The sequence below is a fragment of the Agromyces sp. NPDC052230 genome (assembly GCF_040679595.1).
Classification (GTDB): domain Bacteria; phylum Actinomycetota; class Actinomycetes; order Actinomycetales; family Microbacteriaceae; genus Agromyces.
Genome location: NZ_JBFAVC010000001.1, coordinates 675,594 through 696,443, shown reverse-complemented (window position 1 = coordinate 696,443; position 20,850 = coordinate 675,594). Strand labels below are relative to the sequence as shown.

Here is a 20,850-nt window from a genome sequence, read left to right as displayed (position 1 = left end):
GCGCTCAAAACCACCACCACCCTGGGTCTGCTTGAGCGACCCGGAACTTCGGCACGCGGATTCCCGACATCGCCACGATAAGGGCCATCGGCTCGCTCGGTCGTCGAACCACGCCGAAGAGGGGGTCGCGTGCGGAACGGACGCCGACAGCTGCGCGCCGTTGAAGGGGTACGGCCGGGATGACCACGATTCGCGTGACCGGGCTGTCAGCGGTGTAGCGGGCGATGCGCGTGTTGCTTGAAGGCCCTCACCCCGTCACGCGGGTCCCGTCACTGATGGGTGGTGGAGTCCGCCCTCACGAGTGCCCAAGCACCGTCGACCTCACGTACACACGTCGAGGGCGTTCGCAAGTGGTGGACCGCTCGTTGCGCCGAATGGTCGCGCCGACCTGCCCCGCTGCACGCGTCCACATGACGGAGATTCTCAGGGGTGCCACCGTGGCACGATCGGTGGCTCGATTGCGAGTCTCGGACCGACGTGATCGTGCGCGCTCCCACCGACACACCTCCGCGGATGAGGGGGCCGATCCGCCGTGGCACGACGAGTCGTTGACGACAGTGCGCGTTCCGACCAGAACCAACTTCGGCCGACCCTCTCGATGCCCGGCCGGATCGAACTCGAGGCGTTTCACGTGAAACGCGCCCGGCTTCACACGCGCCACCCAGTCGCTCCTACGCCATCACGGGTTTCACGTGAAACATTGCAGCCCTGACCCGGGAAAGGTATCCACCCGATCGTCGACCATGACTTCTCCTCCACACCACAATCACGCCCTCCTGCCCGCCTCTCCGCGCTTCACCCCCACGTACGTGGTCGGCGCCGGTTAGGCTTGGGTCTCGGGTCCGGCGGAGCGTCGTCGGCGACCATCCATGACACGACCATCGGGCGGGAGCAGTGGGAAATGGGACAAGGCGGAGGGCGCGGCTGGTTTCACCGCAAGCGTCATCAGCCTGATCCCGAGGAGACCGGCACGACACGCGTGGATTCCGACCGAAGCGGACCCCAAGTTCCCAACGAAGCTCTAGAGGGACCCACGCCCCCCACGCCGATGCCCTCAGCATCAGACGACCCGTCGCAGTGGAGTCCAGAGGCACGAGGGATCGCGGCCCCGGTCGCGCGCGGATACCGCCCGCATGGCGCACCCGCCGAGAGCGCCGAGTCGGCGCAGTCGAACACGGGCCAACCGGCAGACGGCGGCACTGGTGTGCCGGGTTCAGATGCTGCCACGGGGGAAACCCCGCAGGGAGCTCCCCCGGTCGACCACCCGTCACCTGCTGGCGTTGATGTGGCTCCCTCAGATCAGCAACGCAACGCACCGACCCCGCCAGCAGTTGCCGCACACGTCAGGTGGCCCACCCATCCCTCGAGCGCGAGCATCGATTGGGACGCAGCGACCGCCGCCGCGCTCAGCGACGATTCGGAACAGCCTGGTTCCACGCCGAACGCGCGGCAGACTTCCGGTACCACTGCCGACCGCCTCCTCGCGGACATCATTCGCGAGATCGTCGGTGACGCTGCGGCTGACACCGTCTCAGCGCTACTGCCGCAGCCCCGCTCAGCACCCGAGGCCGGCCCCGGTCAACCAGAGCCGGACGATCGGGTCGCGTCCCCACCCGACTCCAAATCGTCGCCCTCCCCCGACCGCGCCGCGTCGATCGCGGCGGATGTCCGCGGTGCTGACGAGTCCGGTTCGCGCATCGGCGCCGGCGGACCAACGGCGGCGGCTCGAGGAATCGCCGCGAATACCGAGCAACGCGACCTCACGATCGGCGGCGCGCAGGCCCACCCGGCGGGGGCACCCGACGTTGTCCCTGAGATTGGCGCCCCCAAGGTCGGAGATGCGCCGGATGATGTGCCACCTCCAGCCTCCGGCGTTGCCACGGTGAGCACGAGCGGGACTCCGGCGGGATCCACGTTGGCGCCCGAGGCCGATACTGGGTCGAGCGCATCCGGTTCCTCGGCTGCCGACTCGAGCCGAATGGACTGGGCTTCCGGGCCGCCGATGAACGTCGGCACCGCCGCAGCGGCCTCCGCTACCGAACCTCTCATTCAGCCGCCGAGCCCCGAAGAGCAGGACAACCTTGGTGCATGGAGCGGGCGATTCCGCGACACGGATGAAGCGCCTCAAGCGACGGCGACACCACGGATCGACCAGGCAGCAGGAGTGGGAGGCCAGTCGGTCACCGCGGCCGACGAGTCGTTGGATCAGCAACTTCCCGGTGGGCAGGGCGCCGGCTCGGACGAATCGGTAAACCTGGGCAACACCCCACCCGAGTCCGACGCGACCGATCCCGGTGGGACGGAGGAAGCTCCCTCAGCGCGACCACTGAATGCGTCTTGGCCCTCGGAAGCCTCGATTGCCGCGACCACGACGGGCGAAGGGGTCGACGTTTCACGTGAAACGCTCACTCGCCCCGCCGCGACCGTTTCACGTGAAACGGTCACTGAATACGGAGGAACTCCCCTGGCTGATCAACTGGCCGACGAGACTCGTCGGCGCGTCGCTCTGGATGAGGCCATACTGCCTCTGCCCCAGGGAACGCGGATCTTCACCATTTCGAATCAGAAGGGCGGGGTCGGCAAGACGACCAGTGCGGTGAACCTCGCCGCCGCACTCGCCCGTTCAGGCGCACACGTTCTGGTCGTAGACCTGGACCCGCAAGGCAATGCATCCACGGCCCTCGGCGTCGACCACCGCTCGGAACAGCAGAGCGTCTACGACGTGCTCGTCGCCGACCTGCCACTCGCCAAGGTGGTGCGTCCATCCACCGAGCACGAACGACTCGATTGCGTTCCCGCGACCATCCACCTCGCCGGCGCAGAGATCGAACTCGTGTCGCTCGTCGCCCGGGAGCAGCGGCTCCGGCGCGCACTGGACAGCCACCTCGCCTCGATGGAGCGTCCGTACGACTACGTCTTCATCGATTGCCCGCCGTCACTCGGGCTGCTGACGATCAACGCATTCGTCGCCGCACGCGAGGTGCTGATTCCGATTCAGTGCGAGTACTACGCGCTCGAGGGACTCTCGCAACTGTTGAGCAATATCGAGCTCATCGAAAAGCACTTGAACCCCGAGTTGCGCCTCACAACGATCCTGCTCACGATGTACGACTCGCGCACCAACCTGGCTCAGCAGGTCGCGCAGGAGGTGCGCGACCACTTCCCCACCCAGACGCTCGGGACGATCATTCCTCGGTCTGTGCGGGTGTCAGAGGCGCCCAGTTATGGGCAGAGCGTCATCAGCTACGACTTCGGCTCCTCCGGGTCGCTGTCATACCGCGAGGCGGCCGCGGAGATCGCACGTCGATACGTCTCCAACCCGAAGGAGCTCTCGAATGGCAACTAAGCGAACCGGGCTCGGGCGGGGCATCGGAGCCCTCATCCCGAGCGGTGACGACGCGAGCCGCCAGGCCGCTCGGCCGGTTGACGTCTTCTTCCCCGACGCCGACTCGACGCCGGCGACGGCGATGGCGGCGGTCGAGCAGGCCGCATCGGCAGAGAACCTCATTACGGTGCCGGGGGCGCGACTCGCTCGTCTGGACCCCAACGACATCGTGCCCAACGCGCATCAGCCGCGCACGGCATTCGACCCCGATGACCTCGCCGAGCTGGTGCACTCCATCCGCGAATTCGGCGTCCTGCAGCCGATCGTCGTGCGGCCGCACCCCACAGACCCCGGCAAGTACGAGCTGGTCATGGGCGAGCGCCGCCTGCGAGCAACCAAGGAGGCCGGTCTCGAAACCATCCCCGCGGTGGTGAAGGACACCGCCGACGAGGCAATGCTGCGCGACGCGCTCCTTGAGAACCTCCACCGCTCGCAACTGAACCCGCTCGAGGAGGCGTCGGCGTACCAGCAACTGCTCTCCGACTTCGGCATCACCCAGGAGGAGCTCGCCACTCGCATCGGACGTTCCCGACCCCAAGTCACGAACACCCTCCGACTTCTCAAACTGCCCGAGGCGGTGCAACTGCGTGTCGCCGCGGGGGTGCTGAGTGCGGGGCACGCACGCGCAATCCTGTCGGTCGGCGACGATCCTGAGGAGATGAAGCGCTTCGCCGACAAGATCGTCAACGAGGAGCTGTCCGTACGGGCAGCCGAGGCGCTCGCGACGAGCAGTCCGAAGCCGTCGCGAGCGAAGCCCGCCGCCGGAAAGCGACAGGACTTCCTCGATGACCTGGCCGCCCGGATGGGTGACCGCCTCAACACTCGCGTCCGAATCGCGCTCGGGGCGAGGAAAGGGCAGATCAGCATCGATTTCGCGACCGTTCAAGACCTCCGCCGCATCCTCGCGGATCTCGGCGAGGAACTTGAAGGCGTGTGAACCGCCGAGCTGCGCAGAATCGCTCCTGACGAACCGGGAAGCGCGCATTCTCGGCATCACCGAGAACACGCACGCTCCGCATCCGACGGATCGACGACCGACCCGGAGTCAGTGGCGTGAGGCGACTGCGCGCACGAGCCCGTCGTAGATCGCCGAGGCATCCGACTGCGACGCTTCGATCGCGAGCGGAACCAGCGAGGTCTCGGTGAGCCCGGGGATGACGTTGGCCTCGAGGAACCATGGCACACCCCGGTCGTCGACGATGAAGTCGACCCGCGAGAGGTCGCGGAGCCCGAGGGTCCGATGCGCGAGCACCGCGGTATCCGACACCTTGGCCGAGACCTCATCGCTCAGCCGCGAGGGGGCGTAGAAGGTGGTCTCCCCTGCGTTGTACCGGGCCTGAAACCCGTACACGCCGTCGATCGGCTCGATCTCGACCGGTACGAGTGCATTCGGCCCGTCACCCAGGTCGACCACGGCAACGGCGATCTCGGTGCCGACCACGCGACGCTCGACCACGGCCACTTCGTCGTACGTGAAGGCCTCCACCATGGCGCGGGGCAGGTCGTTCGGGTCGCCGACGATCGTGACCCCCTGTGCGGAGCCACCCGAGCCAGGCTTCACGACGAGGTCCCCGTCGAGCGCTCCACGCACCACGCGCAGCACGCTCGCGGCACCGAGCTCGCGGAACGACTCGTGCGAGAGCACGATCGACTCGGGCACCGCGATGCCGGCCTCCGCGACGAGCGAGCTGGCGACGGGCTTCGACCACGCGCGGCGCGCGGCAGCGCCGGTGGATCCGACCGTCGGCACGTCGAGCGCACGGAGCAGGTCGAGCAGCGAACCGTCCTCACCGCTCGAGCCGTGCAGGGCCGGAAAAACCACGTCAGGACGCTCGCTCGCGAGGAACGGCAACAAGCCGGCATCCGGGTCGCGAAGCTCCACCCGATGACCGGCATCGCTCAGCGCGTCGGCCACCCGGCGCCCCGAGCGCAGGGAGACGTCGCGCTCGTGCGAGATACCGCCCGCCAGCACGACGACGTACAGGCCACTGGAATCGCTCATGATCTGGGGTTTCTCCACTACTTGAGGTCGGAAGGCGGGGCGGATTCGTAACCGGCGCTCGGGGGCAGCTGCAGCGAGCCCGTGCCGGCGAAGGTGTCGAGGAGGTCGAGTTCACCGTTGACGACGGTGGCCAGGCGCCGGATGCCGACCCGAATGGCGTCGGGGGTCGGGTAGCAGAACGACAGGCGCATGGCGTGCCGGCCACGTCCGTCGGCGAAGAAGGCCGTGCCGGGCGTGTACGCCACGAGCTCTCGCACCGCGCGAGGCAGCATCTGCTTGGAATCGAGCACGTCGGGCATGGTGACCCACACGTAGAAGCCGCCATTGGGATTCGTCCAGCTGAGCTGCGGCAGGTACTCCCCCAGCGCCTCGATCATCGCGTCCTTGCGTTGCCGATAGACGCCACGGAACGTGTCGATCTGGCCGCGCCAGTCAGTGGTCGACAGGTACTCCGACACGACGAGCTGGCTGAACGAACTGGGTGACAGGATCGCCGACTCGGTCGCGAGGATGAGCTTCTCCCGGATCGCGTGCGGCGCGAGCGCCCATCCGACACGGAAGCCCGGCGCGAGCGTCTTCGAGAACGAGCCGAGGTAGATCACGCCGTCCTCGTCAAGCGAACGCAGCGCGTTCGGCGCCGGCTCGTCGAAGTGGAGCAGGCCGTACGGGTTGTCCTCCAGAACGAGGATCTCGTTGGTGCGACAGATCTCGAGGATCTCGGGCCGGCGTTCGGCCGAGAGCGTGACGCCGGCCGGGTTGTGGAAGTTCGGGATGGTGTACAGGAACTTGACGCGCCGGCCCTGGCCTCGCAGGTGCGCGATCGTCTGCCGCAGTGCCTCGGGGATGAGCCCGTTCTCGTCCATCGCCACGTGCACCACGCTGGCCTGATAGGAGCGGAAGACGCCCATCGCGCCGACATAACTCGGCGCCTCGGCGAGGATCACGTCGCCCGGGTCGATGAAGAGCTTCGAGACGAGGTCGAGGGCCTGCTGGGAGCCGGTCGCCGTGACGACGTTGTCGACCGTGCCCCTGATGCCCTCGAGCGCCATCACGTCGAGGATGTGCTCCCGCAGCGCCGGGATCCCCTGACCCGAACCGTACTGCAGCGCGACAGAACCCTGCTCGCGCATGACGCGCTCCATCGACGAGACGATGAGCTCCTGCGGCAGCGCGGACACGAACGGCATGCCGCCCGCGAGAGACACCACCTCGGGGCGGGAGGCGACGGCGAAGAGGGCTCGGACTTCTGAGGCGGCGAGCCCGGCGGCTCGCTCGGCGTAGTTCGCGTACCAGGGGTCGAGATTGTTGCCGGTCCGCTGGGGGACGCCGTCAGAGGTCACATCGCTTCCGTTCTGCTCAGGATATTCATGGTAGTTGCTGGGTTCCGGTCGTCGGATTTCGTGACGACGTTCGGGTACGCGCTCCCTGACGACACACGAAAGACCCGCCCGGTTCGCACCGGACGGGTCTTTGGAATCGCGAGATCGCCGGCTACGAGATGAAGGCGGCGAGGTCGGCCTCGAGGGCGGGCTTCGGCTTGGCGCCGATGACGGTCTTCACGACCTCGCCCTTCTCGAACACTTTGAACGCGGGGATCGCGGTGATCTGGTACTTCATCGCGAGGTTCGGGTTCTCGTCGACGTTCAGCTTCACGATGTCGAGCTTCTCGGAGTGCTCGCTGGCGATCTGGTCGAGGATCGGGCTCACCGCGCGACACGGGCCGCACCACTCGGCCCAGAAGTCCACGAGAACAGCTTTGTCATTCTTGAGGACCTCCTGCTCGAAGGTGGCCTCGGTCACTGCACGTGCCGTCATTGGGTTTCTCCTTTGGTGGAAATCGGATGTCGCGCCGGCGTCACTTCACGACGGCGAATTGGTTCTCGATCACGGCCTCGGCGGCGTTCTCGTTGCCGAGCGACGCGAGGTAGTGCTCGGCGTCGAGGGCAGCCGACGCACCCGTACCCGCGGCGGTGACTGCCTGCCGGTAGTGGGGATCGATGACGTCGCCGGCGGCGAAGACACCCGGAACCGAGGTGCGGGTCGACCGACCCTCGACCGCGATGGTGCCCTCGGGCGTGAGGTCGAGCTTGCCGTGCACGAGGTGGGTGCGGGGATCGTTGCCGATCGCCACGAACAGGCCGTCGAGGTCGAGGCCGCGAACCTCGCCCGTGACCGTGTCACGGAGGCTGACGCCGTTGACCTGGGTGTCGCCGTGGATCGCGGTGACCTCGGCATTCCAGATGAACTCGATCTTCGGGTTGTCGAATGCCCGCTGCTGCATGATCTTCGATGCCTTGAGCGAGTCGCGACGGTGGATCACGTAGACCTTGTCGGCGAAGCGGGTGAGGAACGTGGCCTCCTCCATGGCGGAGTCGCCGCCGCCGATGACGGCGATGGTCTTCTGGCGGAAGAAGAAGCCGTCGCAGGTGGCGCACCACGAGAGGCCGTGTCCGGAGAGGACCTCCTCCTCGGGCAGGCCCAGCTTGCGGTAGGCGGAGCCCGTCGCGTAGACGATCGATCGGGCTTCTTCGACGCCGCCGTTGCCGAGCTTCACGCGCTTCACCGGACCATCGAGCTCGAGTTCGACCACGTCGTCGTAGACGACCTCGGTGCCGAAGCGCTCAGCCTGGGCCTGGAACTTCGCCATCAGGTCGGGGCCCATGATGCCCTCGGGGAAGCCGGGGTAGTTCTCGACCTCGGTGGTGTTCATGAGCTCGCCGCCGATCTCGACCGAGCTGGCGATCAGCAGCGGCTTCAGTTCAGCACGAGCGGCGTAGATCGCCGCGGTGAACCCCGCGGGACCCGATCCGATGATGATGATGTCGCGCAACGCCACTCCTCTGCTCACTGCCTTCCGTCGCGCATCCGTTCGAGCGGATGCCACGACATGGTGAACACAGTCTAGGCGGCGGGTATTCCGGCGGCCTGAACGGCGACCGACGTTCGGAAGAACGGTTGCTCGCGACATCCGGAGCCCGACGATGCCGACTGGCCCGACCCGACCGAGCCTTCAGCTGCGACGGATGCGTCGAAGCAGCGGGGTGGCGAAGCCCCGGAGCTCCTCGGAACGGAGCAGCCACAGGAGACCGAAGTACAACACTGCCATGGTGGTGCCGATCGCGGCCATCGAGATCATGGCGCCGACGCGATCCGAGACGGCGAAGCCGCCGTCGGTGAACCCGCCGAGCGCGAGGAGGAGGCCGAGGCCCGCGGCGACGGGCAGCACGACCGCGGCGACATCCCGCAGGAGACTGATGAGGACGCGACGCCCATCGATGCGGCCGAGCTTCCGTCGAAGGAGGCCCACGGCGAGCAGCAACTGCGCGGTGGTCGCGACCGTGGTCGCGAGTGCCACGCCGACCGCGATCCACTGCACGGGGAGGAAGATGCAGGCCACCGCACCGATCGAGAACACCACGACCTGGAAGAGCGTGAAGAAGAACGGCGTGCGGGTGTCGCCGAGCGCGTAGAACGTGCGCTGCACCACGAACAGAATGCTGAATCCGACGAGCCCGATGGCGAACGCCATGATCACGTTGCCGAGCGCCGACGCGCCGGCGAGGCCGGGCTGGAACACCGCCGCGAACGGATAGGCGACCACGACGAGCACCGCGCTAGCCAGCACGAGGATGAGCGAGACGCCGCGCACGGCGCTCGACAGGTCGTCGCGCACGCGGCCGAGGTCGCCCCCGGCCGCGTGCTCGCTCATGCGCGTGAAGTAGGCCGTGGCGATCGAGACGGTGATGACCGAGTGCGGCAGCATGAACACGAGCCAGGCGGCGTCGATGGCCGCGAGCGAGGCGGCCTGGTTCGATGCGATCAGCACTACCTGCGTCTGCACGATGCCGGCGACCGTCGTGAGCAGGAGCATCCCGAAGGTCCATCCGGCCATGCGGCCCGCCGCACCGAGTCCGACCCCGCGCCACTGGAAATCGGGGCGGTAGCGCAGGCCGATGCGCCGCCAGAACCAGAACAGCACGACCGCCTGGGCCACGATGCCGAGGGTCGCCGAGCCCGCCAGCAACGCAACCATGCCGGGCGTCCACTCGCCGACGCCGCGGTCGCCCTCAGGGTCGAAGCCGAACAGCAGCCCGAACGCCACGAGTCCGATCAGGGCGACGATGTTGTTGAGCACCGGAACCCAGGTGAACGGGCCGAAGCTCCGACGCGCGTTCAGGACTTCGCCGAGCAGCGTGTAGAGCCCGTAGAAGAAGATCTGCGGCAGGCACCACCACGCGAAGGCGATGGCGAGCGGCAGGATGTCGGGGTTGGAGCCCGCGTAGATCCACGCCAGCACTGGCGCAAGGGCGGTGGCGAGCACGGTTGCGGCACCGATCACGACGAGCGCGAGTGTGAGGAGCTTGTTGATGTAGCCGCTGCCGCCGTCGGCATGCGTGCTGGCGCGCACGATCTGCGGCACGAGGACGGCGCTCAGCACACCGCCCGCGACGATCACGTAGACGGTGTTCGGTAGGCCGTTGGCGACTGCGAACGCGTCGGCGCTGGCCGATCCGACGACACCGATGGTGCCGGCCAGCACGATCGCCTTCACGAACCCGAGCACGCGCGAGACGATCGTGCCCGATGCGAGGAACAGGCTGGCGCGCCCGATGCGGTCGTCAGCCACGCGCGGGCCGTTCGATGTCGGTGTCGGTGTCGGTGTCGGTGTCGGGTTCGTGGCGTGCCTCCGCGTGGGTTGCGCCCTTCGGTGCGTCGTCCAGTGCGTCGCCGGGGCTTCGGGATGCGTCGGCCCCGACGCCGTCGGCGGCGACATCCGCTGCCGATTCGGCTCGAGCACGCCGACGGCGGCGGATGTTGCGCCAGATGCCGATGCTGAACACGAGCACGAGGATGGCCGCGAGGATCGCGGCGCCGAGCCCCTCCCAGTCGGCCTGCACGTTCGCGGGAATGGTGACCGGGGTGCCGATCGTGACCCCGGTCGGCGAGGTGAGGGACACCACGAGGGAGACGTCGCCATTGCCGACGCCCGCCGCGACCGGGACGCGCACGGTGCTGCGCGACTCGGGCCCGACGGTGACTTCGACACGGTCCTCCACGATGAGGCGCCCGTTGGACGGCTCCACTTCGACGAGCACCGTGACCGGGTAGGGCAGGGAGTTGTCGATCGTGGTGGGCACGCCGGTCTCGGTGGACACGACGTTGATGGGGCTCGACGGCACCACGGAGACCGATCCGAGCGTGTCGCGCTGCTGGCCGATCCATTCGCCGGCGGCGGCGTTCCAACCGTCGCCCTCGTCGAGCCAGGCGACGTCGAGGATCGACAGCAGGTCACGTCGCGTGGGCGCCGTGAGGAGCTCGGGCTCGACGAGAACGCTCGCGAATGCCGCCACGTCGGTCTCGAGCGCCATCATGCGAGTCGCCGTGGAACGCCGGTCGTCGGCCTCGGCCTCGTCGACGAGCGTGCGAGGTTCGGGCGGCGCGCCGATCGCCTCGGAGAGTCCGGCGAGGGTCGCCCAGCGGGAGGCCTCGATCTCGTCGATCACCCCCGACACGCGATCGGCGAGCGTTGGGGCGCCGCGGTCGAAGGTCGCCAACATCGTGGTGCGTGCGACGCCGGCGTCGAGCGCGAGCTCGGCGAGCAGCCGGCCCGTCGCGGCGCGCCATTCGGCCTCGGTCTGCGCGTCGGCGGCCGCCCGCAGCGGTTCCGTGAGTCCGGCGTCGGCGACGAGGGCCGTCGAACCGTCGATGAGGGCCGCCGCCGACGAGGGGCCCTCGACGGGCTCCACGTTGGTCGGTGCCAGCACGGCGGTGGTGAGGCCGGATGCGTCGAGGTAGGCGAGATCGCCCGGCGCGACGGTGTCATCGGCGGGCCACGCGAGGTCGCTGCGGGTGTAGGGCCAGTCGAGGAGCTCGTCGGTGGTCGGCACTGCATCGGCCGTCTCGGGTTCGGTCGGGGCATCCGTCGGCTCGACATCGCCGCTGCCGCCTTCGGTCTCGCCTTCGGTGTCTCCCGTACCGTCGCCGCCGCCACCCGCCGGTGCGGTGAAATTCGCGGGATCCATCACGTCGGCGAACGAGGTCGGCGCGAGGAGGGCGGGCAGGCCGATCTGCGACTGCAGCGCGACATCGGCGTCGGCGTAGGCGAGCGGGAAGATCTCGTTCGGGAGCATCGCGAGGCGCTGCAGCCACGTGGTCGCCGATGCCGGCGCACTCGTGCCCAGTACCCGGATGGAGGCGAGGATGCGCGGATCGAGCCCGATCGCGACGCGGCGACCCGTGAGGGCATCGAGTTGACGCGTGAGCACGCCCGTCGGACCGGTCCAGTTCTCGAGCTGGGCGGCCGGGATGATGCCCGTCGTGCCGTCGGCCACGGGTAGCGTGAGCGGTGCGACGAGCGCGACGGCGACGGAGCCGCTCGCCGGAACATCGGCGTTGGGGTACGCGTCGGTGCCGGTGGCCATCACCGTGTCGCCCACCACGAGCTCGGCGCCCAAACCGATGACGGGCGAGCGGGCGAGCTCGGCGAGCTGCTCGGGCGGGATCGTTAGGGACACGAGTGCGGTACCCCCGGCGGCGACGCCGCGAGCCTCGCTCTCGGCCACCGTCGCACCGGCCTCGCCGAGCCCCTCCCCCTCGCCGCCGCCGATGGCGAGCCAGTCGCTGAGTTCGCCCTCTTCGTCGATGACGTCGTCGGCCCGCACGAGTCGCAGGTTACTCGGAGGGAGCGATTCTCCCGTCGCGTTCTCGATCTCGACGGAGATGGTGACCGGACCGGCCAGCGACAGGCTCGTCGAGATCGTCGGCGTGACGCGCAGGCTCAGGCCACCGTCCTCCTCGGCCGCCGACTGGAGCTGGCCCGATCTCGCCGGGGCGGCGGCGCCGTCGGCATCGGCGGCGCCGGCCCCACCAGCCGCGCCGAGACCGAGCATCGCCTGAAGTCCGGCCGAGTCCACGCCGGCGGTCGCGGCGATCGGGGTGGCGAGAATGCCCGCGAGGGCGACCGAGGCGAATCCGGCGACGATAGCGCGCCCGCGCCGGCTCGTCCGGAGGGCGGGGGAGCCGGCGCGGCGCCGCGCAGGTCTCACCTCGGCCACCATGCAGGCGATTCTACGGCGTGGGCCCGGGGCATCCGCTCGACGTCCACAGGCCACCGGAGCAGGTCCCGTCGTCCGGGCGCCCGGGTGCACACTGCACGGACCGCCATGCGGGCGCCGCTTAACATAGGGGGATGCAGAGTGTCGCGACGGCCCTCGACCGGCTCGAGGAGCTGGCCGCTTCGCCGACCGTCGCGCGGCTCGCGCACGCATTCGAAGCCGCAGATCACGAGATCGCCCTCGTCGGCGGGCCCGTGCGCGACGCCTTCCTCGGTCGCACGGTCAGCGACCTGGATTTCACGACGGATGCCACGCCCGACGAGATCCTCGCGATCGTGAGGCCGATCGCCACCGCACACTGGGACGTCGGCCGCGACTTCGGCACGATCGGGGCGAAGATCGCCGGCGAGACGGTGGAGATCACCACGTACCGCTCCGACGCGTACGACGGTTCGTCGCGGAAGCCCGAGGTGGTGTTCGGCTCGACCCTCGACGACGACCTGACGCGCCGCGACTTCACGGTGAACGCGCTGGCCCTGCGCCTCCCCGAACTCACGCTCGTCGACCCGTCGGGCGGCGTCGAGGACCTCATCGCGGGCATCCTGCGCACGCCCGCCGCCCCCGAGCAGTCGTTCGGCGACGACCCGCTGCGGATGCTCCGGGCCGCCCGGTTCTCGGCCCAACTCGGCTTCCAGGTCGAGGAGGATACGCGCGCCGCGATGACCGCGCTCGCCCCGCAGATCGACCGGATCTCGGCGGAGCGCATCCGCGACGAGCTGTCGAAGCTGCTCCTGACCGCGGCGCCGGGTGGCGGCATCCGCCTGCTCGTGGATTCGGGGCTCGCCGAGCGGTTCATCCCCGAGATCCCCGCGCTGAGCCTCGAGATCGACGAGCACCACCACCACAAGGACGTGTACGAGCACTCGCTCACCGTGCTCGACCAGGCGATCGACTACGAGGTCTCGCGGGGCCGGCTTTCCTCGCCGGATCTCGTGGTGCGGCTCGCGGCGCTGCTGCACGACATCGGCAAGCCCGCGACGCGGCGGCTCGAGCCGGGCAGTGCGGTGTCGTTCCACCACCACGACGTGATCGGCGCCAAGCTCGCCCGCAAGCGGCTGCGCGCGCTGCGTTTCGACAACGACACGATCGCGGCCGTCTCGCGCCTCATCGAACTGCACCTGCGGTTCTTCGGCTACACCGACGGCGCCTGGTCGGATTCCGCCGTGCGCCGCTACGTGCGCGACGCTGGCGACCAGCTCGAGCGGCTGCACATCCTCACCCGAGCGGATGTCACGACGCGCAACCGTCGCAAGGCCGACAGGCTCGCCTTCGCCTACGACGACCTCGAAGAGCGAATCGCCGTGCTCGCCGAGGAGGAGGAGCTCGCCGCGGTGCGCCCCGAGCTCGACGGGCAGCAGATCATGGCCCTGCTTGACCTGAAGCCCGGGCCGATCGTGGGCGAGGCGTACCGCTTCCTGCTCGAGGTGCGGCTCGACGAGGGACCCATCGGGCCGGATGCCGCGGCCGAGCGCCTGCGCGCCTGGTGGGCGCGCCGCGCCGACGCCCCCTGACGCCCACCCCCGCCCCTCCCCTCCGCCCCCGCCTCGGGGGTCACGTTCGGCCAATCCGCTCGGCTTCCGTGCACGTGCTGTCCGGATATGACCCCCGCCAACCCGCGACTCGTCCTCCACCGGATGTGGTGTCCGCCGAACCGGCACATTCGGAGCTTCACCCCGGTGTTCGGCCACGCCGTGAAGCACGTTCGGATGATGAATGACTTCGATCCGGATGCCCCACCCGTCGAGTTGCTGTTCGGGCGCCTCGCACGGCCGGGGTTCACGTCTGCCCGCACCCTGCGCCGTGACGTCGCGCGAGGTCACCTGGTGGGAGTCCGGCCCGGCGTCGTGGCATCCGCGACGGACTGGGCCGTGACGTCCGACCTCGAACGAGCCCGTGCGCGGCTGAAGGCGGTCGTCCACACGCGACGAGATCGCGTCGTCCTCTCCCACGAGTCGGCGGCGCTGTTGTGGGGACTCCCGTATGTGGGGCGTCGGCCCGACGCCGTCGAGCTCGCGGACACACACGGAACGTCGCCGCGATCTCGCAACCGGGTGGCGTGGCGGCGCACACCGTTCGAGATCGACGAGATCGTGGAGCTCGATGGCTTCCTCGTGACCGGGCTCACCCAGACGATCGTCGACATCGCGTGCACCCGGCGATTCATGAATGCCGTCGTCGCGATCGATGCGGCCCTCGCCGGACGGCTCGAAGGAGGTCGGACGCCGCCCGCGAACGTCGAGGCATCCGGACTCTTCGACCGCCTCCACGCCGACCACCGTCGGGCAGGCCGCCGAGCCGAACGTGCGATCCACTTCGCCGACGGCCGTTCGGAGTCGGTGGGCGAATCGGTGAGCCGGGCCCACATGCACCTCCTCGGCTTCCCGCCGCCGGTCCTCCAGGTGGAGTTCGACCGGGCCGACGGGGGCATCGATCGCGTGGACTTCGACTGGCCCGACCACGAGCTGTTCGGTGAGTTCGACGGTGATGGAAAGTACCTGCGCGCCGAGTACCGGCGCGGCCGATCGATCGAGGAGGTACTCCTCGCCGAGAAGAAGCGCGCCGACGGTATCCGGCGTCGGCATGGACGACGTGATGCTCGCTGGGATTGGCGTATCGCCATCTCGCCCGCCCGTCTTCGCAGTGCACTCGAGGAGGCGGGCCTGCCGCAGGTGCGGGTCGAGCAGTTGGACTGGTGAGGCGGCGTCAGCGCGTCGGGGTCATGTTCGGCCAGCCGCGTCGCGGCCGCTCGCGGGAGCTGGCCGGAGGTGACCCCGGGCGGGAGGGCGGGCGGGTGAGGCGGCGGGCGGCGGCGGGCGCGAATGGCGCGCCGTGGCGGCATCCGTTACACTCAGAAGGTTGCCCGTGCGCCGCAGTCGCGGCCTCCTCGGAGCGACGTATGCACAACCCTCCTGTTGCAGATCGTCTGTAACCGTTTGAGTCCGAAGGAGGTGGGTTAGTCATGCACCAGTACGAGCTGATGGTCATCCTCGATCCCGAGATCGACGAGCGCACCGTTGCTCCCAGCCTTGACAAGTTCCTCAACGTCATCCGAAACGATGGCGGCACCGTCGACAAGGTCGACATCTGGGGACGTCGTCGTCTGGCTTACGAGATCAACAAGAAGACCGAGGGCATCTACGCCGTCGTCGACTTCACCGCCGAGTCCAAGACCACCGATGAGCTCGACCGCCAGCTGAACCTCAGCGAGGCCGTCATGCGCACCAAGGTGCTCCGCGCCGAAGAGGCGATCGCACAGGTCGCCGCTCACGCCAAGGCTCAGGAGGAGAAGGCCGCGAAGAAGGCCGCCGCCTCCGCGAGAGCCGGCGCCAAGGCTGCTGCCGCGGCATCCGCCCCCGCTTCGGCCACGAAGGACGCCTAGTCCCCATGGCCGGCGAGACCATCATCACCGTGGTGGGCAACCTCACCTCAGATCCCGAGCTGCGCTACACGCAGAACGGGTTGGCGGTTGCCAACTTCACCATCGCGTCCACGCCCCGCACGTTCGACCGTCAGGCGAACGAGTGGAAGGACGGTGAAGCGCTGTTCCTGCGCGCGAGCGTCTGGCGCGAATTCGCCGAGCACGTCGCGGGTTCACTCACCAAGGGTTCCCGGGTCATCGCTTCCGGGCGTCTCAAGCAGCGTTCCTACGAGACGAAGGAAGGCGAGAAGCGCACGACCATCGAGCTCGAGATCGACGAGATCGGGCCGAGCCTGCGCTACGCCACCGCGTCCGTGACGCGCGCCCAGTCCAACCGCGGCGCGGTCGGCGGCGGCGGCGGCTCCTTCGGGGGCGGCCAGTCCGACGACGCGTGGGCGCCCAGCGCTCCCGCGGCACCGCAGTCGGGCCAGGCTTCCGGCGGCGACGTCTGGAACACGCCGGGCACCACCTACGGCGACGAGACCCCCTTCTAACATTCACGGTTGGTTTCGAGACGCGGCCGGCTACGTCCGGGCGCTCCTCAGCCAGCGAGTACTCATCAAGACAGGATCAGAAATGGCTGGAAAGAGCAGCGGCGACCGCCGCAAGCCGAGCCGCGGGAAGGGCGCGAAGAACGCCGCCCCGGCGAAGTCGATCAAGGTCGGCATCATCGACTACAAGGATGTCGCGACCCTTCGCAAGTTCATCTCCGAGCGCGGCAAGATCCGCGCCCGTCGTATCACCGGTGTCTCCGTGCAGGAGCAGCGCCTCATCGCCCGCGCCGTGAAGAACGCGCGCGAGATGGCGCTCCTGCCCTACTCGGGCTCCGGCCGTTAAGGAGCACGACAATGGCAAAGGTTATTCTCACGCACGAGGTCACCGGCCTCGGCACGGCCGGCGACGTCGTCGAGGTCAAGAACGGCTACGCGCGCAACTACCTGGTTCCCCAGGGCTTCGCGACGCCGTGGACCCGTGGCGGGCAGAAGCAGGTCGAGCAGATCAAGGCCGCACGCGCGGCCCGCGAGCTGCACTCCCTCGAGGACGCGCAGGCCCTCAAGGCCAAGCTCGAGTCGGGCAAGGTCAAGCTGGCCGTCAAGGCGGGCCTCGGCGGCCGTCTCTTCGGTTCGGTGAAGACGGCGGATGTCGCGGCTGCGGTGCAGGCCGCCGGTCTCGGCGAGATCGACAAGCGCAAGATCGAGATCCCCACGCCGATCAAGGCGATCGGCGACCACGAGGCGACGGTTCGCCTCCGCGACGAGGTCTCGGCCACGATCACCCTTCAGGTGGTCGCCGCGAAGTAGTTCGCGAACCCATTCGCAGACGGCGGTTCGGGCTTCGGCCCGGGCCGCCGTCTCGTGTGTTCGGGAGGCGATCGGGGCCCGCGGCGCGGGGGTTCCAGTGGACACGCGACATCACCCGACGGCGCGGCTTCGGATGCCAGTCGGATGTCTCAGGCCTACACCTCTGAGGCTCTCTGCGCAAGTCGAAATCGTGAGTTTCCTGTCATGGTTGTGCACAGGTGGGCGGGCGGCGCCGAATTGGTTTTGAAGAATCTCGTTCCCACAGGTGTGGAAACTGGAAAGGCCCGGTCGCTACTGAATTCAGGCGATGTAATTCCCCAGAATTCCACAGTTTTCCACAGGCGGAGTGCACACGTTCGTCGGCGTTTCGTGCAGTTTGTCCCCAGAGTTATCCACAGGCGAGCTTGTGTTGTGAGATGGGCTTCTCTATCGTGAAGCCGCGCCCTCCGATCAGTGAAATCTGCAATGGTCGACGAGGCCCTGTCAGGGGCTCCGGCCACACTGGTTGCTGGGCGCTGAAACCTGCAGCCGCACGGCCGCGAACGGGGAGGTCATCGAGTTGTCGATCGCGCACATCGGGCTCGCAGAACCGACTGACGAGGGTGGGTCCCGTCGCGGCGAACGAACCCCTCCCCACGACCTTCTCGCGGAGCAGAGCGCGCTCGGCGGCATGATGCTCTCGAAAGACGCCGTCGCCGACGTGATCGAGACGGTGCGCGGCGTCGACTTCTACGTGCCCAAGCACGAGGTCATCTTCAACGCGATCCTCACGCTCTACTCGCACGGCGAGCCGACCGACGTCATCGCGGTCACCGATGAGCTCACGAAGACCGGTGAGCTGCAGCGCGCCGGTGGCGTCGAGTACCTGCACACGCTCACCAGCCTCGTGCCCACGGCGGCGAACGCGGGGTTCTACGCCTCGATCGTCGCCGAGCGCGCCCTGCTGCGGCGTCTCGTCGAGGCTGGCACCCGCATCGTGCAGATGGGCTACGCGGGCGAGGGCGAGGTGACCGAGCTCGTCAACCAGGCGCAGGCGGAGATCTACTCGGTGACGGGGTCGACCGAGAGCGAAGACTATGTGCCGCTCACCGAGGCGGTCACGGCTGCGATCGACGAGATCGAGGCGGCCAAGCACACCGACGGCAAGTTCACCGGCGTGCCGACCGGATTCGCCGACCTCGACGAGCTGACGAACGGCTTCCACCCCGGTCAGATGATCATCGTCGCCGCCCGTCCGGCGATGGGCAAGTCGACGCTCGCGCTCGACTTCGCACGGGCGGCGTCGATCGGCAACGACCTGCCGTCGATCCTGTTCTCGCTCGAGATGGGCAAGAGCGAGATCGCCATGCGACTCCTCTCGGCCGAGGCATCCGTGCCGCTGCAGATGATGCGGAAGGGCACCGTCGACTCCCGGGACTGGACCACGATCGCCGCGACCCGGGGCCGCATCAACGATGCGCCGCTCTATATCGACGACTCCCCCAACATGACGCTCGTCGAGATCCGGGCGAAGTGCCGGCGGCTGAAGCAGCGCGTGGGGTTGAAGATGGTCGTCATCGACTACCTGCAGCTCATGACGAGCGGCAAGCGCGTCGAGAGCCGCCAGCAGGAGGTCTCGGAGTTCTCGCGCGCCCTGAAGCTCCTCGCGAAGGAGTTGCAGGTGCCGGTCATCGCGCTGTCGCAGCTGAACCGTGGCCCTGAGCAGCGGGCCGACAAGATGCCGGCGCTCTCCGACCTGCGTGAGTCGGGCTCGATCGAGCAGGACGCCGACATGGTCATCCTGCTGCACCGCGAGGCGGCGTACGAGCGCGACAGCCCTCGCGCGGGCGAGGCCGACCTGATCGTGGCGAAGCATCGTAACGGACCGACCCGAACGATCACGGTCGCGTTCCACGGGCACTTCTCGCGGTTCGCCGACATGGTGCAGGTGTAGCGGCTCTGCAACGCGCCGCGCGGCGCATCAAGGGAGAGCAACGAGATGAGACCCCTTCGATACTCGATCAACGTCACGCTCGATGGCTGCTGCCATCACGAGGCAGGGCTTCCCCCCGACGAGGAGTCGATGCGCTATTGGACCGCGGAGATGGAACGAGCCGATGCCCTGCTCTTCGGCCGGGTGACCTACGAGATGATGGAGTCGGCGTGGCGGAAGCCGGCAACGGGCACGTGGCCCGACTGGATGGATGAGTGGGAGCTCCCCTTCGCCGAGACCATCGACCGGGCGAAGAAGTACGTCGTGTCGAGCACGCTGAGCGGGGTCGATTGGAATGCCGAGCTGGTGCGAGGCGACCTGGGGCAAGCGGTACAGCGGCTCAAGCAGGAGTCAGGCGAGGGCCTGTGGGTGGGTGGCGTGACGCTCCCCTTGGCGTTGGCAGATCTGGGACTCATCGACGAGTACGAGTTCCTTGTGCAGCCGGTCCTCGCCGGGCACGGGCCGACGTTGCTCGCCGGCCTGCGCGAGCGTATCCAGCTCGAGCTCGTGGATCGCCATGAGTTCCGGTCGGGCGCGGTCGCCGTGCGATACCGGCCCACGCGAGAAACGGCTTGACGTGGCAAGGAGAGCCCGACCGCACTGTCAGTACGGTGATGAGTTTCGCGTCCCGCGCACGGACGGGGAATGCTCAGCCACGGAGGATCTCCCCAAGAAGGTGAGCGGTGATGTTGCGACCGGACACAATCGCGACGGCAGGGCCGTGAACTTTCCCGGTGAGGACAGCTGCGGCGGCGGCGGCGCCGGCGCCTTCGGCGACGATGCCGCGTTCGATCGCGAGATACCGGATGGCGGCGCGGATCTCGTTTTCGGTGACGGTGAGCAGCTGATCGACGTAGTCGCGGATGAGCTCGATGGTGAGAGAGCCGGGTTCGATGTTCCCGGCCATCCCGTCTGCGATGGACGGTCCGATCTGCACGTCTACCTGGTGTCCGGCCGCGACGGCGGCTGACACGGCAGTTGACGCTGCGGTCTCGACGCCGACGATGCGGACGTCGTCGCGCTGGGCAGCCCAGAGGCCGAGACCGGCAGCGAGACCGCCGCCGCCGACGCCGCAGACGACCGTGTAGGCGCCGGTCATTTGCTGTTCCAATTCGCGACCGATGGTGGCTTGTCCGGCGATGACGTGCGGGTCGTTGTACGCCGAGACGTAGGTGGCGCCGTCCGCCGCCCGATCCAGGGCGTACGCCTCGGCGTCGTCGAACGACGTGCCGACCTGGATGTGTTCAACCGGAAAGCGGCGGATGGCTTCCATCTTCGCGACGGATGCGTTCTCCGCGGTGACAACGATCGCGCGGCGTCCGAGGAGAGTGGCCGCGTAGGCGACACCGAGCGCGTGGTTGCCGGCCGAGGCGGTGATGACCGGCCGGTCGGCCGGTACCGCATCGACGGCCGCGAGGCCGCCGCGGACCTTGAACGACCCGATCGGCTGCAAGCTCTCCGCTTTGAGATGAAGGTTGCTGCCCGGGCCGGGGGGCAGCAGCGGGGTGGGTGCCAGCGATCGGGAAACCACCTCCTGCGCCCGGGTCAGATCGGCGGGAGTGGGGGTGATAACGCTACGGACGATGCTCACCACTCGATCTTTCCCACCCAGCGAGACGCACGAAACACGCGAGTACTGAGGAAATGGCTCGGATAT

At 68.4% G+C, this 20,850-nt stretch carries 17 protein-coding genes; 10 read left to right on the top strand and 7 right to left on the bottom strand.

The annotated features are described in order from the left end of the window. Positions 1-2,464: 2,464 nt before the first annotated feature. Together AB0K73_RS03450 and AB0K73_RS03445 are read left to right on the top strand one after the other, a co-directional pair. Positions 2,465-3,346, top strand: coding sequence for a ParA family protein (locus tag AB0K73_RS03450; protein ID WP_360511271.1), 882 nt, complete (start codon positions 2,465-2,467; stop codon positions 3,344-3,346). Next, positions 3,336-4,322 carry a ParB/RepB/Spo0J family partition protein gene (locus AB0K73_RS03445; protein ID WP_360510588.1) on the top strand — a complete coding sequence of 329 codons (987 nt, stop codon included), beginning with the start codon at positions 3,336-3,338 and terminating at the stop codon, positions 4,320-4,322. The genes AB0K73_RS03450 and AB0K73_RS03445 overlap by 11 nt, the downstream gene beginning before the upstream one ends. 108 nt (positions 4,323-4,430) lie before the next feature. Here AB0K73_RS03445 and AB0K73_RS03440 read toward each other — a convergent pair whose 3' ends face one another. The 6 genes from AB0K73_RS03440 to AB0K73_RS03415 all read right to left on the bottom strand — a co-directional run bounded on the left by AB0K73_RS03440 (position 4,431) and on the right by AB0K73_RS03415 (position 12,445). After that, a complete protein-coding gene (locus tag AB0K73_RS03440; RefSeq protein ID WP_360510589.1) occupies positions 4,431-5,387 on the bottom strand; it encodes a D-alanine--D-alanine ligase in 957 nt (318 codons plus the stop codon). A 17-nt stretch (positions 5,388-5,404) separates the two neighbouring features. Then, on the bottom strand, positions 5,405-6,727 hold the full coding sequence (locus AB0K73_RS03435; protein ID WP_360510590.1) for a PLP-dependent aminotransferase family protein: 1,323 nt from the start codon (positions 6,725-6,727) through the stop codon (positions 5,405-5,407). Positions 6,728-6,878: 151 nt separating this feature from the next. Further along, on the bottom strand, positions 6,879-7,202 hold the full coding sequence (gene trxA / locus AB0K73_RS03430; RefSeq protein ID WP_360510591.1) for a thioredoxin: 324 nt from the start codon (positions 7,200-7,202) through the stop codon (positions 6,879-6,881). Between the two features lie 40 nt (positions 7,203-7,242). Further along, positions 7,243-8,217 (bottom strand): thioredoxin-disulfide reductase, encoded by a 975-nt coding sequence (trxB, locus tag AB0K73_RS03425; RefSeq protein WP_360510592.1) that lies wholly within the window; start codon positions 8,215-8,217, stop codon positions 7,243-7,245. A gap of 180 nt (positions 8,218-8,397) precedes the next feature. Continuing rightward, on the bottom strand, positions 8,398-10,014 hold the full coding sequence (locus AB0K73_RS03420; RefSeq protein WP_360510593.1) for a lipid II flippase MurJ: 1,617 nt from the start codon (positions 10,012-10,014) through the stop codon (positions 8,398-8,400). Continuing rightward, positions 10,007-12,445 (bottom strand): DUF6049 family protein, encoded by a 2,439-nt coding sequence (locus AB0K73_RS03415; RefSeq protein WP_360510594.1) that lies wholly within the window; start codon positions 12,443-12,445, stop codon positions 10,007-10,009. The genes AB0K73_RS03420 and AB0K73_RS03415 overlap by 8 nt, the downstream gene beginning before the upstream one ends. Positions 12,446-12,576: 131 nt before the next feature. Between AB0K73_RS03415 and AB0K73_RS03410 the strand changes: the two genes are divergently transcribed. From AB0K73_RS03410 to AB0K73_RS03375, 8 genes are all read left to right on the top strand, one after another. Further along, positions 12,577-14,013 carry a CCA tRNA nucleotidyltransferase gene (locus AB0K73_RS03410; protein ID WP_360510595.1) on the top strand — a complete coding sequence of 479 codons (1,437 nt, stop codon included), beginning with the start codon at positions 12,577-12,579 and terminating at the stop codon, positions 14,011-14,013. Positions 14,014-14,208: 195 nt separating this feature from the next. Next, positions 14,209-15,198: a hypothetical protein gene (locus tag AB0K73_RS03405; RefSeq protein ID WP_360510596.1), complete on the top strand. Its 990-nt coding sequence runs from the start codon at positions 14,209-14,211 to the stop codon at positions 15,196-15,198. 263 nt (positions 15,199-15,461) lie between these two features. Further along, positions 15,462-15,881, top strand: a complete 420-nt coding sequence (rpsF, locus tag AB0K73_RS03400; protein ID WP_360510597.1) for a 30S ribosomal protein S6 — start codon at positions 15,462-15,464, stop codon at positions 15,879-15,881. Positions 15,882-15,886: 5 nt separating this feature from the next. Further along, the gene (locus tag AB0K73_RS03395; RefSeq protein ID WP_360510598.1) at positions 15,887-16,414 is read left to right on the top strand and encodes a single-stranded DNA-binding protein; all 528 of its coding nucleotides are present in this window, start codon (positions 15,887-15,889) and stop codon (positions 16,412-16,414) included. Between the two features lie 82 nt (positions 16,415-16,496). Then, on the top strand, positions 16,497-16,757 hold the full coding sequence (rpsR, locus tag AB0K73_RS03390; RefSeq protein ID WP_022889097.1) for a 30S ribosomal protein S18: 261 nt from the start codon (positions 16,497-16,499) through the stop codon (positions 16,755-16,757). 11 nt (positions 16,758-16,768) lie between these two features. Then, positions 16,769-17,221 (top strand): 50S ribosomal protein L9, encoded by a 453-nt coding sequence (rplI, locus tag AB0K73_RS03385; protein ID WP_360510599.1) that lies wholly within the window; start codon positions 16,769-16,771, stop codon positions 17,219-17,221. A 559-nt stretch (positions 17,222-17,780) separates the two neighbouring features. After that, positions 17,781-19,154 (top strand): replicative DNA helicase, encoded by a 1,374-nt coding sequence (gene dnaB, locus AB0K73_RS03380; protein ID WP_360510600.1) that lies wholly within the window; start codon positions 17,781-17,783, stop codon positions 19,152-19,154. A 45-nt stretch (positions 19,155-19,199) separates the two neighbouring features. Next, the gene (locus AB0K73_RS03375; RefSeq protein ID WP_360510601.1) at positions 19,200-19,769 is read left to right on the top strand and encodes a dihydrofolate reductase family protein; all 570 of its coding nucleotides are present in this window, start codon (positions 19,200-19,202) and stop codon (positions 19,767-19,769) included. Positions 19,770-19,842: 73 nt separating this feature from the next. On the opposite strand, the gene AB0K73_RS03370 is transcribed toward AB0K73_RS03375, so the two are convergent. Beyond that, positions 19,843-20,784 (bottom strand): pyridoxal-phosphate dependent enzyme, encoded by a 942-nt coding sequence (locus AB0K73_RS03370; RefSeq protein ID WP_360510602.1) that lies wholly within the window; start codon positions 20,782-20,784, stop codon positions 19,843-19,845. Positions 20,785-20,850 lie beyond the last annotated feature (66 nt).

What these genes read in the sequence shown, in the direction of transcription:
- AB0K73_RS03445 (WP_360510588.1), top strand. Translation starts at nt 3,336, where the DNA reads ATGGCAACTAAGCGAACCGGGCTCGGGCGGGGCATCGGAGCCCTCATC.
- AB0K73_RS03440 (WP_360510589.1), bottom strand. Translation starts at nt 5,387, where the DNA reads ATGAGCGATTCCAGTGGCCTGTACGTCGTCGTGCTGGCGGGCGGTATC.
- trxA (WP_360510591.1), bottom strand. Translation starts at nt 7,202, where the DNA reads ATGACGGCACGTGCAGTGACCGAGGCCACCTTCGAGCAGGAGGTCCTC.
- AB0K73_RS03415 (WP_360510594.1), bottom strand. Translation starts at nt 12,445, where the DNA reads ATGGTGGCCGAGGTGAGACCTGCGCGGCGCCGCGCCGGCTCCCCCGCC.
- AB0K73_RS03410 (WP_360510595.1), top strand. Translation starts at nt 12,577, where the DNA reads ATGCAGAGTGTCGCGACGGCCCTCGACCGGCTCGAGGAGCTGGCCGCT.
- AB0K73_RS03405 (WP_360510596.1), top strand. Translation starts at nt 14,209, where the DNA reads ATGATGAATGACTTCGATCCGGATGCCCCACCCGTCGAGTTGCTGTTC.
- rpsF (WP_360510597.1), top strand. Translation starts at nt 15,462, where the DNA reads ATGCACCAGTACGAGCTGATGGTCATCCTCGATCCCGAGATCGACGAG.
- AB0K73_RS03395 (WP_360510598.1), top strand. Translation starts at nt 15,887, where the DNA reads ATGGCCGGCGAGACCATCATCACCGTGGTGGGCAACCTCACCTCAGAT.
- rpsR (WP_022889097.1), top strand. Translation starts at nt 16,497, where the DNA reads ATGGCTGGAAAGAGCAGCGGCGACCGCCGCAAGCCGAGCCGCGGGAAG.
- rplI (WP_360510599.1), top strand. Translation starts at nt 16,769, where the DNA reads ATGGCAAAGGTTATTCTCACGCACGAGGTCACCGGCCTCGGCACGGCC.
- AB0K73_RS03375 (WP_360510601.1), top strand. Translation starts at nt 19,200, where the DNA reads ATGAGACCCCTTCGATACTCGATCAACGTCACGCTCGATGGCTGCTGC.